We start from the raw sequence: 14963 nt of genomic DNA, 5'->3' as shown, positions 1-14963 counted from the left end.
GCGGCGAGGGCGGCGCAGAGGGCGGCTGCGGAGGTCGGTGTGGCGAGGGTGGGCACAAGACTCCTTGTACTACGAGGTTTTGGTGAGGTGGGTGGTCCAGTGGAGGCCTGTTAGGGCTAGGGCTGTTCCTGCTAGGAGGCAGAGGGTGCCGGGGAGGGTGGTGGTGAGGAAGGTGATTGGGGTGGCTCCTAGGGATTGGCCTAGGAGGGTGGTGGCGATGGGGAGGATGGCTAGGAGGCGGGCTGTGGATTTGGCGGCTGCGGTGTTGGTCAGGCGTTGGTGATGTAGGGCTTGGTTGGCTCTGAGGGTTGTGGTCAGGCGGGTGAGGATGGTGGCCAGGGCGGCGCCGGAGTGGTCGGCGACTTGCCAGGCCGCTGCTAGGGGTTTCAGGGATTCGGCGCCTGGGGTTTCGGCGGCCAGGTGGAGGGTGGCGGGGACGTCGCCGCCTAGGCGGGCGGCGGCTGCTGCTGGGCGGAGGTCGGGGCAGGAATCGGCGGCGGCTGCTAGGGCTTCTTGGGGTGGGCGGCCTGCGGTGAGGTCTGCGGCCAGGAGGTCGCAGGCTTCGATGATTTGGGATTGTCTTCGGGTGGCTTTGGACGATTGGGTTGATTTCTTGCGGTGGCCGAGGGTGGTGAGCACGGTGGCGGAGAGGGCTGTGGTGGTGGCCAGGGCGTAGGGGCCGAGGGTGATGAGGATGCTTAGGGCAACTAAAAGGAGGAGAGCGAGGTAGAGGAGTTTCTGGCGGGGTGGGCGGGAGGGGCGGGTGGTCAGGCGGTGTAGGGGGCGGGGGTTGTGGGGGAAGAACGTGAGAGTTGCCAGGAGGGTGAAGGTGGCGGCGATGGCGGGGGTCATGCGGCCGCTCTGGTGAGGAGTTGGGTCAGGTGGCGGGATGCGGGGCCTTCTTCTACGGCGCCGGTGGGGGTGAAGAGGAGGGCGGGGGTGGTGGCGATGGTGCCGTGCGAGGTGAGGGTGATGGCTTGGATTTCGGTGATTCGGCGGCGGCCGGTGGGGTCTCGGGTCAGGTGGATGACGGCGTGTAGGGCCGAGGCGATTTGGGATTGGATTGCCTGAGGGGTCAGGCCGGCCAGGGAGCCGAGGGCTTCCAGGCGGGTGGGGACGTCCGACGCCGAGTTGGCGTGGACTGTGGCGCAGCCGCCTTCGTGGCCGGTGTTCAGGGCGATCAGGAGGTCCAGGACTTCTGCGCCTCTGACCTCGCCTACGACCAGGCGGTCCGGGCGCATACGGAGGGCTTGGCGGACCAGGTCTCGGAGGGTGATTTCGCCGGTGCCTTCGTTGTTGGGTGGGCGGGATTCGAGGCGGACCACGTGGGGGTGGGCGGGTCGGAGTTCGCTGGCGTCTTCGACGATCACCATGCGTTCGGTGGTGGGGACCGTGGAGAGGAGGGAGTTGAGGAGGGTGGTTTTGCCGGTGCCGGTGCCGCCGCTGATGAGGAAGGCGAGGCGGGCGTCGAGGAGGTCCTGGAGGATGGCGACTCCGGATGGGGGTAGCGCTCCTGCGGTGACCAGGTCTTGTAGGGAAAGGACTTTGCGGGACGGGACTCTGAGGGACAGGCAGGTGCCGGGGGAAGCGATGGGGGCCAGTACGGCGTGGAAGCGGGTGCCGTCGGGGAGACGGACGTCGACGTACGGGGTGGAGTCGTCCAAGCGGCGGCCGGCTGCTGCCGCGAGGCGGGTGGCCAGGCGGCGGACGGAGGGTTCGTCGCCGGTGCGGAGAGGGATGCGTTCGAGGCCCGTGCCGCGGTCGACGTAGACCTCGTTGGGGCCGTTGACGAGGACGTCGGTGATGCCTGGTTCGGTGAGGAGACGGTCCAGGGGGCCGGCGCCGATGGCCTCGCGGCGGAGGGCTTCGACGACTTCGAGGATGGTGGAGTCGCCGAAGACGGCGCCGTCGGCGCGGAGAGCGGCTGCGACGCGGGCGGGGGTCGGGTCGGCACCCTGGCTGGCGAGGGTGCCGCGGACGCGGTCGAGGAGTTCCAGGGAGACGGTCATGCGGCGAGCAGTCCGTGCAGGTTGAAGAGGTCGAGGAGCTCGCTCGCCGTACGGCCGAGAGCGCCGCGTGGGCGGGGGTCGAAGCGGCCTTTGTCCATCAGGGCGGGGAGATCGCGGTCGAAGCGGAGTTTGGCTGCCAAGGGCAAGGACAGGTGTTTGGCGACGTCGACCGCGGAGAGACCACCCAGGCCTGGTTCGCGGGCGACGACCCGGAGGTCGGTCGCGACTTCCCGGAGTGGGCTGACCAAGCGAGCAGCGGCGGCGCAGGAGCGGACGTCCCGGGGTACGACGAGGAACGTCGCGGTCGAACGGACCAGGGCTTCCTCGGCCGCAGGGTCCGTACGCCGGGGGAGGTCGATGACCACCAGGTCGCTGCTGCGTTGAGCGGCTCCGAGGACCGACCGCATCGCCTCAGGCGGCAACGCTGTGACGTCGGAGCGGTCCCACGACAGCACAGCGAGGTCGTCGACCGTGGGCAGGGCGGCTCGGAGCGCGGCGGCGTTGACGCGGCCCGAGGCGTTCAGGAGGTCGGGCCAGCGCGCTCCCCCGCCGGTCTCGCTGCCGAGGGTGAGGTCGATGCCGCCGCCGAGTGGATCGCCGTCGATGAGCATCGTCCGGATGCCGCGGCGGCTCGCGGTCACGGCGACCGCCGCGGCCAAGGTCGTCGCGCCGGCGCCGCCGCACCCACCGACGAAGGCGAACGTGGTCGCGGCCCGCACTCCCCCGTCGAGCGTGTCGGCCAGCCGGTCGCCGAGGGCGGACTCGTCCCCCGGCAGCAGGTAGACGCCTTCGGCACCGATCGTCAGGGCGCGGCGGAACACCGAGCCGTCGTCGGGATCGGCGCCGACGACCACGACACCTGGTCGGCGGGTGGGCTGCGTTCGCGCCAGCGGGGTGACGAGATCCTGGCCCACCACGACCAGGCTCGCGGTCTGCCAGTGCCGGCGCAGCGCGAGCAGGTCGGACTCGAGGTGCGGGCTCAGTTCGGCGGCGGCGGACAGGCGGAGCAGGGCTTCGCGGAGGGCTTCGTCGGCGGTGGCGATCAGGACCGGGGTGAGGGGTGAGGTCTCCATATCCAGAAGGTGCCGTGAAAGCGTTCGCCGGGCCGATGGCAACGAAAGCCCTGTGGACAAAGGGATTGGCGGTTTTCCGTCAGCAGCGGCAATCCGCCAGCCCGAGCCGGAGACCGGCGGCGATCCAGGAGTTACCGTTCCTTTCGAAGCGTCTTTAACTAAATGCTTCCCGCTGGACACCCGTGCACTGCTTTCCGCTCCGGAGGACCGCCCATGCCTCGACTGCCTCTACTCGCCAGCACGGCGACAGTCGCCGCCACCGCCCTGATCGCCGCCGCGGGGATCTCGGTGGCGACCGCCCAACCACCAGGCCAGACCGCCGCCGCTCCCCAGGCGACCAGTGGTGGCGTGAAGACCGCGTACTTCGCCCAGTGGGGCATCTACGCCAACGCCTTCTACCCCAAGACCCTGTCCACCACCGGCGCCGCCGCGAAGCTGGACTTCGTCAACTACGCCTTCGCCAACGTCCACCCGACCAGCCACACCTGCTTCATGGCGAACAAGGCCGCCTCCCAGGACGAGAACAACCCGAACGCCGGCGACGGCGCCGGTGACGCGTTCGCCGACTACGGCAAGTCCTACGGCGCCGACATCAGCGTCGACGGGGTCGGCGACGTCTGGAACCAGCCGATCCAGGGCAACTTCAACCAACTGAAGAAGCTGAAGGCCAAGCACCCGAACCTGAAGATCCTGATCTCGATCGGCGGCTGGACCTACTCGAAGTACTTCTCCGACGCGGCCTCGACCGACGCCAAGCGCAAGGCCTTCGTCAGCTCCTGCGTGGACATGTTCCTCAAGGGCAACCTGCCGGTGATCGACGGCTTCGGCGGTCCGGGCAGCGCGGCCGGGATCTTCGACGGGATCGACATCGACTGGGAGTACCCCGGCTCGCCGAACGGTCACGTCGGCAACCACTACAGCCCGGCCGACAAGCAGAACTTCACCCTGCTGCTGGCCGAGCTGCGCAACCAGATCGATGCCTACGGCAACAGCATCGGGAAGAAGATGTGGCTGACCGCGGCCACCCCGGCCGGCCAGGACAAGATCGCGACGATCGAGACCAACAAGATCGGCCAGTACCTCGACTACAACAACGTGATGACGTACGACATGCACGGCGGCTGGGACGCCACCGGGCCGACGAACTTCCAGGACCCGCTCTACCAGGCCCCGAACGACCCCAGTACGCCGATCCCGCCCGGTACGGCGAAGTACTCGGTCGACGGCGCGGTGAAGGCGTGGACCACCGGCGACCCGGCGTACGGCATCCCCGGCGGCTTCCCGGCGAACAAGCTGACCATCGGCTACCCCTTCTACTACCGGGGTTGGAAGGGCGTCCCGGCGACGGCGAACGGCAAGTACCAGACCGCGACCGGACCGGCCGACGGTGGCGCCGCGAGCGGCAACGTGCCCGGCGTCTCGTTCTACAAGGAGCTGGTCGGCTTCGTCGACAACCCGGCGTACAGCTTCTTCGACGACACCACGAAGGCGTCCTGGTTCTACCGCAACGGCACCTTCTGGACCGGTGACAACGCCCAGTCGATCAAGGCGAAGGCCGACTACCAGCACTGCAACGGGCTGGCCGGCGCGATGATGTACTCGATGGAGGCGCTCGACCCCCAGGTCACGCTCTTCAACGCCGTCGTCGACGCGGTGAACGCGTCCACCCCCGGCTGCAGCGGCCCGAACCCGACGCCCACGCCGACCCCGACGCCGACTCCCACCCCGACGCCCACGCCCACCCCGACGCCGACGCCGACGCCGACTCCCACGCCGACGCCGACCCCGACGCCTCCGACGGCGACCCCCTGGGCCCCCGGTACGACGTACGCCACCGGCGCGCTGGTCTCGTACAACGGCGTCACCTACCGCTGCATCCAGGGCCACACCGCGCTGGCCGGCTGGGAGCCCCCGAACGTACCCGCCCTGTGGGGAAAGGTCTGATCGCCATGAAACCCAAGCGCCTGACAGTCGCCTTCGCGGCGGCCGTCGCAGTCATCGCCTCCTTCCTCACCGCCCAGGCGGCCCAGGCCGCGCCCGTCACCGCGTCGTTCACCAAGGTGTCCGACTGGGGCAGCGGCTTCGAGGGCAAGGTGACCGTCACGAACGGCACCACCAGCCCGCTCAGCACCTGGTCGATCGCACTGGACTTCCCGTCCGGCTACTCCGTCAGCAGCTCCTGGGACGCCGTACGGTCCAGCAGCGGGCAGACGCACACGTTCACTCCGCCAAGCTGGGCCGGGCCGCTGGCTCCTGGCGCCAGCGTCACCTTCGGCTTCAACGGCAGCCCCGGCAACTTCCCGGGGATCGCAGCCTGCCGGCTCAACGGCGGCTCCTGCAGCGGCGGGGGTGGCGGCACTGTCCCGGGCGCACCCTCCGGCCTGACCGGTACGCCGGCCGCCACCTCCGTCAACCTCAGCTGGTCAGCAGCGAGTGGAGCGACCAGCTACAACGTCTACCGCAACGGTACGAAGGTCGGCAGCCCCTCCGGTACGTCGTACACGGACTCCGGGCTGACGGCGAACACGACGTACAGCTATCAGGTCAGCGCCTCCAACAGCGTCGGTGAGGGCGCCAAGAGCAGCGCCGTCTCCATCAAGACCACCACTGGTGGCGGCACCGAGAACCCGGCCCGCCGGGCGGCGCCGTACCTCTACATGGGCTGGGGCAACCCGCCGAGCCCGACCACGGTCATGAACGCCACCGGCATCAAGTGGTTCACGATGGCCTTCATCCTCTCGTCCGGCGGCTGCAACCCGGCCTGGGACGGCGCCCGCCCGCTGCAGGGCAGCGCCGACGCCACGGCGATCGCCCAGATCCGCGCGGCCGGTGGCGACATCGTCCCGTCGATCGGCGGCTGGAGCGGCAACAAGCTCGGCCCCAACTGCAGTACGCCGGAAGCGCTGGCCGGCGCCTACCAGCAGGTGATCAACGCCTACAACCTGAAGGCGATCGACGTCGACATCGAGAACAGCGACGAGTTCGAGAACGAGGTCGTCCAGGACCGGATCCTGAACGCGCTCAAGATCGTCAAGCAGAACAACCCCGGGATCCAGACGATCCTCACCTTCGGCACCTCGACCACCGGCCCGAACTACTACGGCAACCGGCTGATCGAGCGGGCCCAGGCGCTGAACGCGAACATCGACATCTTCACGCTGATGCCGTTCGACTTCGGCAGTTCCAACATCTACAACGACACGGTCGGCGCGTCGCAGGGTCTGAACAACAAGCTGAAGGCGACCTTCGGCTGGACCACCGCGCAGGCCTACGCCCACCAGGGCATCTCCGGGATGAACGGCCTGTCCGACCAGCAGGAGATGACCACCACGCAGACCTGGCAGAACATCACCAACTGGGCCAAGAGCAACGGCCTCGGCCGGCTCGCGTACTGGTCGGTGAACCGGGACCGCGGCTGCGCCGGCGGCGGTGTGGTCGCGCACTGCAGCGGCATCGCCCAGCCGGACTGGGAGTTCACCCGTATCACCGCCGGTTTCTAGACCGGTACGCACCGGGGCAGGAGAGAGGCACTCTTCTGCCCCGGTGCGGCGGTCTCGGCCGGGCGCCAATCTGGGGAGACCGTTGGCCCGGCCGCGTCGGAGGGTCAGCCCGCTTCGAGCCCCTGCACGATCAGCTCGTTGCGGGCGTTCTGGCCGAGCGGGACGGTGGTGTGCACACCGTCGGGCTTCAGGTACGCCGTGAGCCGCGAGATCTTCGAGGCCAGGAACTCCGCCCAGTGCACCACCCGCAGGTTCGCGTGCCGGCGCTGCGCGTCGGCCAGCTGCAGGTTGATCCAGCCGCTGTTGCGCTGGTCCGCGACCCGGACCTCAGGAGCCAGCGCGTTCCGGGAGGCCTGCACGTTCACCCAGAACACCGTCCGGGCCGGCCCCACCAGCGCCATCGTGCGGTCCACCTCGGCAGCGAACACATTTGGCGTGAAGATGTCATTCGTTCCTGTTGCCATCAGGATCCGGGACGGCAACCCGTACGTCGCCTTCCACGACGCCAGCGCGTCGACGGCCGGCGGCGTCGGGCGGCCGGACCAGTTGTGCACGGCCAGCGGGACACCGAGCCGGGTCGCGATCAGGGTGGCCAGCGTCTTGCCGTCCTGCACCGCGATGCTGTCGCCGAACATGAAGACGCCGTTGCGCTCCAGCGTTGTGGCAATGAGTTCCGGCGTCGCGATCGCCTTGCTCATCGACTGCCAGTCGCCGATGGCTCCTGACCCGTACCCGTCGGCGAACGCGCTCTCGGTGGACACCACAGAGGCGCCCGCCACCACCGCTCCCGCCAGGAACAACTGCCGTCGACTCGGTCTCATGCGCGCAGCCTGGCAACCCGCGGAGGCTCCGGGCAACGCTTCTGCAGCTAGCTGCAGCGCTGGGGTGGCTGGTTACGCTAGTTGACATGCAAACGATCCACCTGCGGTACTACGGCGCGCTGGCCGCAGACAGCTCCGGTACGACGGACGACCGGCCCCCGCTGGTCCTGCTCCACGGCCTCGGTTTCGACCGTCGCCAGTGGGGTCCGGTGCTCCAGGAGCTCGCCGTGCTCGACCCGGACCGGCGGACGCTCGCCTTCGACCTCCCCGGTCACCAGGACTCCCCCAACCAGCCCTCCTACGACCTCGGTGACGTGGCCGACCTGCTGCACGAAGCAGTGGTCGAGGCCGGGCTGCAGAAGCCGTTGCTGGTGGGCCACTCGATCAGTGGCGCGCTGGCGACGATCTACGCCGCCAGGTACCCGACCGCCGGCGTCGTCAACGTGGACCAGCCGCTGCTGGTCGGCCCGTTCAAGGATGTGCTCAACCAGCTCGAGCCGACGCTGCGCAGTCCGGCGTACGGCGAGGTGTGGGACCGGATGCTCGGCGGGATGCTCATCGAGCAGCTGCCCCAGGAGGCGCAGGACCTGGTCAACTCCTCGACCAGGCCGACCCAGGAGATGCTGCTGGGCTACTGGCGCGAGGTGATGGAGTCACCGGCCGAGAAGCTCAAGGCCGATCGCGAGGCGGACCTGCGGTCGATCGACGTCCCCTACACCTACGTGACCGGCACTGAGCCGCCCCCGCCGTACCGGCAGTGGCTGGAGACCAACCGGCCGGGCATCACGATCATCGTGCTCCCCGGCAGCGGCCACTTCCCGCATCTGGCTCACCCTGGCGAGCTGGCGAAGTTGCTGGCCGGCTGAGCCACGACGAACGCCCGGAAGCGCTCGGCAGCTGGTGACAGCGTCCCGCGCAGTCGCCAGCTGAGCCCGATGTCCCGCCGAGCCCGTACGCCGGCCAACGGCACCGGCGTCGCTCCGCTCTCCGTCCCCCGCACCGCTCCACCAGGCAGTACGGCGACGCCCAGCCCCGCGCCGACCAGCCGGTCGACAATGGTCAGGTCGGTCGCCTCGAACGCCACCGACGGCGTGAATCCGGCGGCCTGACACAGCTCGTCGGTCAGCCGCCGGAACCCGAACTCCGGCCGCATCCCGATGAACGGCTCGTCGGCGGCCTCGGCCAGGTCGACCCGCTGGCGCTTGGCCAGCGGATGCCCCGGCGGGACGTACAGGCACAGCCGCTGCCGCTGCAGCAGGTGCCAACCGAACACCGCGGGGTCGGGCCGCGGACCGGTGATCCCGAGCTCGGACTCGCCTGTCGAGAGGTCGAGCACGATGTCGTGCGACGGCTGCTCGCGCAGCGCGAAGCTGACTGTCGGAGCGACCGCCCGGAACGCCTTCAGCAGGTCCGGTACGACGCCGGTCGCGACCGAGTACAGGAACGCCAGCCGCACAGTCCCGGAGTCGGGATCGACCAGCGTGTCGATCCGCTGCCGCGCGGCGTCGACCGCTGTCGTGCTCGCGCGAGCCGCCTCCAGCACGATCCGGCCGTACGGGTTGAGCCGCAGTCCCCGGTGCTCGCGCTCGAACAACGGGACGCCGAACGCCGTCTCCACCCGGCGCAACGAGCGCGACAGATTCGGCTGACTCGTGCCCAGCACGGCAGCCGCGGCCGTCAGGTGCTCGGCCTCGGCCAGCACCACGAACCAGCGCAGATCCTCGACATGCATGCAGAAAGCGTATCGATCACCGCTGTCCAAGACATTTTACGTATGCCAAACCGTCTGACACCGTCGTGAACATGCAGATCACGGCCCAGGGTCACCGGCCTGGCACGGCGGGCTACCGCAGAATCTCGACGGCTCTGTTCGCCGCGGGCCTGGCCACCTTCGCCATGCTCTACAGCACCCAGCCGCTGCTCCCCGCGCTCTCGACCGCCTTCGCCGTCTCTCCCAGCCAGAGCGCGATCAGCGTGTCGTTGGCCACACTCGGCCTCGGCGTCGCCCTCCTGATCGCCGGCCCGGCCTCGGAACTGCTCGGCCGCACGAAGCTGATGCGCTGGTCCGTCGTGGCGGCCGCGGTCATCGCCGTCCTGTGCGCACTCGCCCCCAACTGGCCAACCTTGCTCGTCCTCCGCGGACTCCAGGGCGTCGCTCTCGCCGGCCTACCGGCCGTGGCGATGGCCTACCTCAGAGAAGAGGTGCACCCGGACAGCCATGCCCGAGCCAGCGGCCTGTACGTCGCCGGTACGGCGGTAGGCGGCATGACCGGCCGCCTGGTCGGTGGTGGCCTCGCCGACCTGGGCGGATGGCGTACGGCGCTCGGCGGGATCGCCGTACTGGGAGTGGTCTGCGCGGTGCTGCTGCTGGTGCTCCTGCCCGAATCCCGGAACTTCACCGCGACCAGGCCGAGCCTGAGCCAGACCGGCACGGTGCTGAAGGACCCGGCACTGCTGGCGCTCTACGGGATCGCGGCAACCTCCATGGGAGCGTTCGTCGGCGTCTACAACGCGACCGGCTTCCGGCTGGCGGCAGCGCCGTACGAGCTCGGCCCTGGGCTGGCCAGCCTGGTCTTCCTGGTCTACCTGCTCGGCTCGGCGTCGTCGGCGACCGCCGGGCGGTTGGCCGACACGTACGGTCGGCGGGCGGTGGTCCCGGTCGGGTGCCTGGTGACGCTGGTGGGGATCGCGATCACCTTGACTCACCAGCTCGCGCTGGTGATCGTCGGGCTCGCGGTAATGACCGCCGGCTTCTTCACGGTCCACGGTGTCGCCAGCGGCTGGGTGCCCGCGCGGGCGCACGCGGCCAACGGCGGGACGGCCCAGGCGGCGAGCCTCTACCTGTTCGCGTATTACCTGGGCTCCTCGGTGTTCGGCGGCCTCGCGGGAGCGGCCTGGACACACGCTGCCTGGCCCGGAGTCGCAGCCATGGCAGGAGCGCTCATCGCCGTGACGCTGGCATTGGCGCTGGCGCTGAGGCGGGTGCCGATCCGGGTGAGAAGCTAGAAGCATGACGCGAGCGACCGAAGCGGCGGACACCCTGGGACTGGCCTACGAGGAGACCCGGCACGGCCGGGTGAACTCGCTCGAGGAGGCCGCGGCCGCGCGCGGGATCGAGCCGGCAAAGCTGATCAAGACGATCGTGGTCCGGCTGGCCGACGACGACTACCGGTTCGTGCTGGTCCCCGGCGACCGCGAGATCGCCTGGCCGAAGCTGCGCACGCTGCTCGGCGTGAACCGGATCTCGATGCCCAGCGCCGACACCGCGCTCGAGGTGACCGGCTACGTCCGCGGCACGATCACCCCGCTCGGCAGCACCCACGACTGGCCCGTGGTCGCCGACGAGCGGATCACCGGGACGATCTCGATCGGCGGCGGCGACCACGGCGTCGGCCTGACCGTCGACGCCGAGGCGCTCACCAAAGCCCTGAACGCCACGGTCGCCGACGTCACGGAGTGAGCAGTCCCCGCTGCCCGGCCCGGAGGCCGGCCTGGAAGCGAGTCGTCGCGTCCAGCGCCTTCAGGATCCGCTGCATCCGCCGCTCGACCGTCCGCTGCGCGACCCCGAGCCGCCGAGCGATCGCCTGATCGGTCAGCCCAGCAGCAGCCAGCGCCAGCAACTGCTGGTCCTCCGCCGACAGCGGCCCGTCGGACGGCTCGTAGATCAACGGAGTCGCCTGCTGCCACAACAGCTCGAACAGCCTCAGCAACCCGTCCAGCAACGACGACGGCCCCAGCTCGACCAGTACGTCCGCACCGGTGTGCAGCAGCCCAGTCCGTCCGTCCGCCACCAACAGCTTCAGCGGTACGTCGCGCAGCATCCGGCAGGACGTCCCGGCCGACCGGGCCGCGGTCAGCGACGCCGGATCGACCAGAGCGGCCATGTCGTAGACCATCCGGTAGCCCACACCGAACGCCCGGCGCGGCTCCACCGGCAGTACGGCGTACGGCGGCTTGTCGAGCACCAGTACTTCGGTCTGCGCGCTCTGCTGCGCCTGGAAGTACCGCTGCGCGATCGCCTCGGCGCCACGGATCACCGTGAACGGACCGGACTCGGTGGCGGCCCGGAACTCCGCGGTGAGCACCGACGCCCCGACCCGGGCCTCGACGATCGCCGCCTGCCGCCGAAGCGCCAACAGCTCGACCGCCGCCTCCGGGACGGCAGGCGTGTAGCGGGCCGGGCGGCCCGGCGTACGGGACGCCAGGCCGAGGCCGATCAGCGACCTCAGGTGCCGGGTGACCCGTGCGGCGGGCCAGCTGGTCACCTCGGCCAGCTGCAGGGTGGTGGATTCCGGCCGGGCCAGAAGCGCCCGGTAGAGCTGCTCGTCCTCCGAGCAGACACCGAGAGCTTCCAGCACCGGGGCGGGGCGGTAGCTGTGCATCAGGGCAGCGAGTGGACGTGCGCGCCGACCTGGTTGGAGAACTGGTTGCCGTTGGTGGCGTCCCAGTTGGTCGACCAGGTCATGGCACCGCGCAGCGTCGGCCAGGTGGTGCTCGGCTTGAAGCTGCCGCAGTTGGTGCCCTTGGTCAGGCAGTCCAGCGCGTTGTTGACGATCGTCGGCGACACGTAGCCGCTGCCGGCTCCGCGGGTCGACGCCGGCAGGCCGAGTCCGACCTGGTCGGGCCGCAGGCCACCCTGCAGCATGATGCAGGCCTGGGCGGTGATGAAGTCCACCGAGCCCTGCGAGTAGACCTGTCCGTTGCAGCCGTTCATCGCGCCGGAGTTGTAGTACTGGACGTTGACCACGGTCAGGATGTCCTTGATCGCCAGCGCCAGCTTGAAGTACTCGAACTGCGGTGACTGCATGTCGATCGTCTGCGGCGCCATCGCGATGATCAGGCCCGCACCGAACTGGCTCTGCAGGCTGCGCAGCGCCTGGCCCATGTACTGGGCGTTGACGCCGTTCTCCAGGTCGATGTCGATCCCGTCGAAGCCGTACTCGCGCAGCACCGACAGGGCGGTCGACGAGAAGTTGGCCGCGGCGGTCGCGTTGCCGACCGAGATGGTCCCGCGCTCACCGCCGACGGACAGGATGACCCGCTTGCCGGCCGCCTTCTTCGCGGCGATGTCGGCCTTGAACTGGGCCACCGTGTAGCCGTTCAGCCCGGCGCTGTCGAGGTTGAAGGTGATGCCACCGGGCCGGGAGGCGTCCGCGTCGGCGAAGGCCACCGCGATCAGGTCGTACGCCGCCGGCACGTCGGAGATCCGCTGCACCGCGGCGCCGTTGTTGAAGTTCTGCCAGTAGCCGGTGAGGATGTGCTTCGGCAGCGACGTCGGCGGGACGGTCGGCCCGCTGGACGTGGTCCCCGACACCGAGGCGCCGTACGGCGAGCAGTTGCCCGACGGGTCGCAGGCGCGGACCTTGAAGCTGTAGCTGGTGCTCGGCGCCAGGCCGGTCGCGGTCCAGGCGGTCACGTTGCCGACAGAGACCGGGGCCTCGCTGCCCCGGACCACCTCGTAGTGGTCGATACCGGAAGCGTCCGTCGCAGCCGACCAGTTCAGCCGCAGCGAGCTCGACGTCGGGCTGCCGACGGTCAGGCCACCCGGCGTCGACGGCGCAGTGGTGTCCGGCGGCGGGCCGGTCCCGCCCGGGCCGTCCAGCACGACGTCATCCGCCTGGTACGCCGGTACGCCGTACCAGCCGTGTAGGTAGATCGTCGCCGTGGTCGCGCTGGCGCTGGTGGTGAAAGTCGTGGTCAGCTGCGACCAGGACGAGCTGGTCGTCCAGGTGCTGGCTCCACCGTCGGAGCCCAGGTAGACGTTCGAGCCCTTCACCCAGGCGGACAGCGTGTAGGTGGAGCTGGGCCGGACCGAGACGGTCTGGCTGCAGCGGGCGGTGTCACCGGACGTCGGGGTGCCCTGGAGGGCGTAGGTCCCGGTCCGGGCGTTGCCGCTGACGGCGGCTCCGGTCCCGGCCGAGCAGGACCAGCCGGCCAGCGAGCCGGTCTCGAAGGTCCCGTTGGTGACGAGGTTGGTGGCGGCCGAGCTGGTGCCTTGCACCAGGGTCAGGCCACCGAGGGCGAGCAGGACGGCTGAGGTGATCGCGGCCAGGGGGCGGCGGCTTCGCGAGCGGGTCATGTGACACAAAATGTGACCGCGTCACTACAATGTCAAGACCCTGCATAATGTGTAAACGCTCTCACGCTCACAAAAGATGAGGAATTTACAGAATTCGGCAACCAAAGGGCCGGATGGCGCATCGGAGAGTCGAGAGGGACCTGCGCCGAGAAAGGCGACGGCCCCCGGCGGGGGGGTGACCGGGGGCCGTCTTCGGCCACGGGCTCGGGGGGAGGAGCCGGGGGCCGATCAGGAGGCGACAGTCTGCCACTGTCAGGGAGTATCTACCCCCCGAGGCCGGTCTTCACACATCTCAGTTGTGTTGCAACCGAGGTGGTGTCCACCGGGTGCCGAGACCCTCACCGAGGGTGCCCGAACCAGTGTCACTGTCACACTGCTCAACAGTCTAACGGGAGACCAGGCCACACGAAAGGCCGGGCCCCCCGGCGTTTCGCCCGAACCCCGAAAGAATCCGGCCGGAACCGTCGGCGACGCCCCCTACACTCGCCGTATGGAGCCCCGTCCGGCCGCGTTCTTCGACCTCGACAAGACCATCATCGCCCGCTCCAGCACGCTGGCCTTCTCCCGGCCGTTCTACGCCGGCGGCCTGATCAACCGGCGGACCGTGCTGCGCAGCACCTATGCCCAGTTCGTCTACCTGCTCGGCGGTGCCGACCACGACCAGATGGAGCGGATGCGCGAGTACCTGTCCGCTATGTGCACAGGCTGGGACGTCCGGACCGTCCAGTCGATCGTCGCCGACACCCTGCACCACATCGTCGAGCCGATCGTGTACGACGAGGCGGTGACCCTGATCGAGCAGCACCACGCGGCCGGCCGGGACGTGGTGATCGTGTCCTCGTCCGGCGCCGAGGTGGTCGAGCCGATCGGCGAGCTGCTCGGCGCCGACCAGGTGATCGCGACCCGGATGGTAGTTGCTGATGGCAAGTACACGGGTGAGATCGAGGACTACGTCTACGGCCCGCACAAGGCGACCGCGATCACCGCGCTGGCGGCCGCGAAAGGCTATGACCTGCAGGGTTCCTACGCCTACTCCGACTCGATCACCGACGAGCCGATGCTGGCCGCGGTCGGTCACCCGTTCGCCGTCAACCCCGACAAGGCGCTGCGCAGACTGGCGGCCGAGCGCGACTGGCCGGTGCTCGACTTCAGCGAACCAGTGGCCCTCGCAGAGCGGACCAGTCGCCTCCACCGGGCCCGCCGCCCGGCCCTCGCGGCGACCGCGATCGGCGCCGGACTGGCCGCCGGAGCCCTCCTGTACGCCGCCCGCCGGCGGTCCCGCGCGGCCGGGAAATGAACGTCACACCAACTTTCTCAACTTGATCAAGGCGCCCCAAACTCTTCCCCCACAGGGGTTTGGGGAGTACAAAGGAATCAGCAAAGGGACCCCGGTCCCGGTAGAGAAAATTGCACGGCAGTCAGGTACCCACGCGGCGACCAGCCCATCCCAACCGGGCAGCTCGACCCAGGCTCGATCCTGT

General features: G+C 69.5%; 13 protein-coding genes. 6 read left to right on the top strand and 7 right to left on the bottom strand.

All coding sequences use genetic code 11. The annotated features are described in order from the left end of the window. Positions 1 to 69: 69 nt before the first annotated feature. The 3 genes from ACZ6Z4_RS00920 to ssd are packed head-to-tail and all read right to left on the bottom strand — an operon-like array spanning position 70 to position 3082. A complete protein-coding gene (locus ACZ6Z4_RS00920; RefSeq protein ID WP_465556777.1) occupies positions 70 to 852 on the bottom strand; it encodes a type II secretion system F family protein in 783 nt (260 codons plus the stop codon). Continuing rightward, positions 849 to 2009, bottom strand: a complete 1161-nt coding sequence (locus ACZ6Z4_RS00915) for a TadA family conjugal transfer-associated ATPase (RefSeq protein ID WP_465556775.1) — start codon at positions 2007 to 2009, stop codon at positions 849 to 851. The genes ACZ6Z4_RS00920 and ACZ6Z4_RS00915 overlap by 4 nt, the downstream gene beginning before the upstream one ends. Further along, positions 2006 to 3082, bottom strand: a complete 1077-nt coding sequence (gene ssd, locus ACZ6Z4_RS00910) for a septum site-determining protein Ssd (protein ID WP_465556773.1) — start codon at positions 3080 to 3082, stop codon at positions 2006 to 2008. The genes ACZ6Z4_RS00915 and ssd overlap by 4 nt, the downstream gene beginning before the upstream one ends. 213 nt (positions 3083 to 3295) lie before the next feature. Here ssd and ACZ6Z4_RS00905 point away from each other — a divergent pair, with 213 nt between their 5' ends. Together ACZ6Z4_RS00905 and ACZ6Z4_RS00900 are read left to right on the top strand one after the other, a co-directional pair. After that, positions 3296 to 5026 carry a glycosyl hydrolase family 18 protein gene (locus ACZ6Z4_RS00905; protein ID WP_465556771.1) on the top strand — a complete coding sequence of 577 codons (1731 nt, stop codon included), beginning with the start codon at positions 3296 to 3298 and terminating at the stop codon, positions 5024 to 5026. A gap of 5 nt (positions 5027 to 5031) precedes the next feature. Continuing rightward, a complete protein-coding gene (locus ACZ6Z4_RS00900) occupies positions 5032 to 6582 on the top strand; it encodes a glycoside hydrolase family 18 protein (RefSeq protein ID WP_465556769.1) in 1551 nt (516 codons plus the stop codon). Positions 6583 to 6686: 104 nt separating this feature from the next. On the opposite strand, the gene ACZ6Z4_RS00895 is transcribed toward ACZ6Z4_RS00900, so the two are convergent. Next, complete coding sequence (locus tag ACZ6Z4_RS00895) at positions 6687 to 7403, bottom strand: SGNH/GDSL hydrolase family protein (RefSeq protein WP_465556767.1); 717 nt, start codon at positions 7401 to 7403, stop codon at positions 6687 to 6689. An 86-nt stretch (positions 7404 to 7489) separates the two neighbouring features. Here ACZ6Z4_RS00895 and ACZ6Z4_RS00890 point away from each other — a divergent pair, with 86 nt between their 5' ends. After that, a complete protein-coding gene (locus tag ACZ6Z4_RS00890; RefSeq protein ID WP_465556765.1) occupies positions 7490 to 8269 on the top strand; it encodes an alpha/beta fold hydrolase in 780 nt (259 codons plus the stop codon). Here the strand turns inward: ACZ6Z4_RS00890 and ACZ6Z4_RS00885 are convergent. Next, positions 8233 to 9135, bottom strand: coding sequence for a LysR family transcriptional regulator (locus ACZ6Z4_RS00885; protein ID WP_465556763.1), 903 nt, complete (start codon positions 9133 to 9135; stop codon positions 8233 to 8235). The two genes, ACZ6Z4_RS00890 and ACZ6Z4_RS00885, sit on opposite strands and share 37 nt — an antisense overlap. A 71-nt stretch (positions 9136 to 9206) precedes the next feature. On the opposite strand from ACZ6Z4_RS00885, the gene ACZ6Z4_RS00880 reads away from it, so the two are divergent. After that, positions 9207 to 10409: an MFS transporter gene (locus ACZ6Z4_RS00880; protein WP_465556761.1), complete on the top strand. Its 1203-nt coding sequence runs from the start codon at positions 9207 to 9209 to the stop codon at positions 10407 to 10409. Positions 10410 to 10413: 4 nt separating this feature from the next. Then, positions 10414 to 10863, top strand: coding sequence for an aminoacyl-tRNA deacylase (locus ACZ6Z4_RS00875; protein ID WP_363675886.1), 450 nt, complete (start codon positions 10414 to 10416; stop codon positions 10861 to 10863). Here ACZ6Z4_RS00875 and ACZ6Z4_RS00870 read toward each other — a convergent pair. Together ACZ6Z4_RS00870 and ACZ6Z4_RS00865 are read right to left on the bottom strand one after the other, a co-directional pair. After that, positions 10853 to 11785 carry a TrmB family transcriptional regulator gene (locus ACZ6Z4_RS00870; RefSeq protein ID WP_465556758.1) on the bottom strand — a complete coding sequence of 311 codons (933 nt, stop codon included), beginning with the start codon at positions 11783 to 11785 and terminating at the stop codon, positions 10853 to 10855. The two genes, ACZ6Z4_RS00875 and ACZ6Z4_RS00870, sit on opposite strands and share 11 nt — an antisense overlap. Next, positions 11785 to 13482 (bottom strand): chitinase, encoded by a 1698-nt coding sequence (locus ACZ6Z4_RS00865; protein ID WP_465556756.1) that lies wholly within the window; start codon positions 13480 to 13482, stop codon positions 11785 to 11787. Before ACZ6Z4_RS00865 ends, ACZ6Z4_RS00870 begins: the two co-directional genes overlap by 1 nt. Positions 13483 to 13972: 490 nt before the next feature. On the opposite strand from ACZ6Z4_RS00865, the gene ACZ6Z4_RS00860 reads away from it, so the two are divergent. Continuing rightward, positions 13973 to 14779: an HAD family hydrolase gene (locus ACZ6Z4_RS00860; RefSeq protein ID WP_465556754.1), complete on the top strand. Its 807-nt coding sequence runs from the start codon at positions 13973 to 13975 to the stop codon at positions 14777 to 14779. The last annotated feature ends 184 nt before the right edge of the window (positions 14780 to 14963 follow it).

It is taken from the genome of Kribbella sp. NPDC104740, from assembly GCF_055583505.1.
Note: the sequence above shows the minus strand (reverse complement) of the source record. Positions and strands in the feature narration are given on the sequence as shown.

Excerpts from the sequence above, each read along its gene's own strand:
- ACZ6Z4_RS00890 (WP_465556765.1), top strand. The coding sequence starts at position 7,490 with ATGCAAACGATCCACCTGCGGTACTACGGCGCGCTGGCCGCAGACAGC.
- ACZ6Z4_RS00860 (WP_465556754.1), top strand. The coding sequence starts at position 13,973 with ATGGAGCCCCGTCCGGCCGCGTTCTTCGACCTCGACAAGACCATCATC.
- ACZ6Z4_RS00885 (WP_465556763.1), bottom strand. The coding sequence starts at position 9,135 with ATGCATGTCGAGGATCTGCGCTGGTTCGTGGTGCTGGCCGAGGCCGAG.
- ACZ6Z4_RS00905 (WP_465556771.1), top strand. The coding sequence starts at position 3,296 with ATGCCTCGACTGCCTCTACTCGCCAGCACGGCGACAGTCGCCGCCACC.
- ACZ6Z4_RS00875 (WP_363675886.1), top strand. The coding sequence starts at position 10,414 with ATGACGCGAGCGACCGAAGCGGCGGACACCCTGGGACTGGCCTACGAG.
- ACZ6Z4_RS00895 (WP_465556767.1), bottom strand. The coding sequence starts at position 7,403 with ATGAGACCGAGTCGACGGCAGTTGTTCCTGGCGGGAGCGGTGGTGGCG.
- ACZ6Z4_RS00915 (WP_465556775.1), bottom strand. The coding sequence starts at position 2,009 with ATGACCGTCTCCCTGGAACTCCTCGACCGCGTCCGCGGCACCCTCGCC.
- ACZ6Z4_RS00880 (WP_465556761.1), top strand. The coding sequence starts at position 9,207 with ATGCAGATCACGGCCCAGGGTCACCGGCCTGGCACGGCGGGCTACCGC.
- ACZ6Z4_RS00920 (WP_465556777.1), bottom strand. The coding sequence starts at position 852 with ATGACCCCCGCCATCGCCGCCACCTTCACCCTCCTGGCAACTCTCACG.
- ACZ6Z4_RS00870 (WP_465556758.1), bottom strand. The coding sequence starts at position 11,785 with ATGCACAGCTACCGCCCCGCCCCGGTGCTGGAAGCTCTCGGTGTCTGC.
- ACZ6Z4_RS00865 (WP_465556756.1), bottom strand. The coding sequence starts at position 13,482 with ATGACCCGCTCGCGAAGCCGCCGCCCCCTGGCCGCGATCACCTCAGCC.
- ACZ6Z4_RS00900 (WP_465556769.1), top strand. The coding sequence starts at position 5,032 with ATGAAACCCAAGCGCCTGACAGTCGCCTTCGCGGCGGCCGTCGCAGTC.
- ssd (WP_465556773.1), bottom strand. The coding sequence starts at position 3,082 with ATGGAGACCTCACCCCTCACCCCGGTCCTGATCGCCACCGCCGACGAA.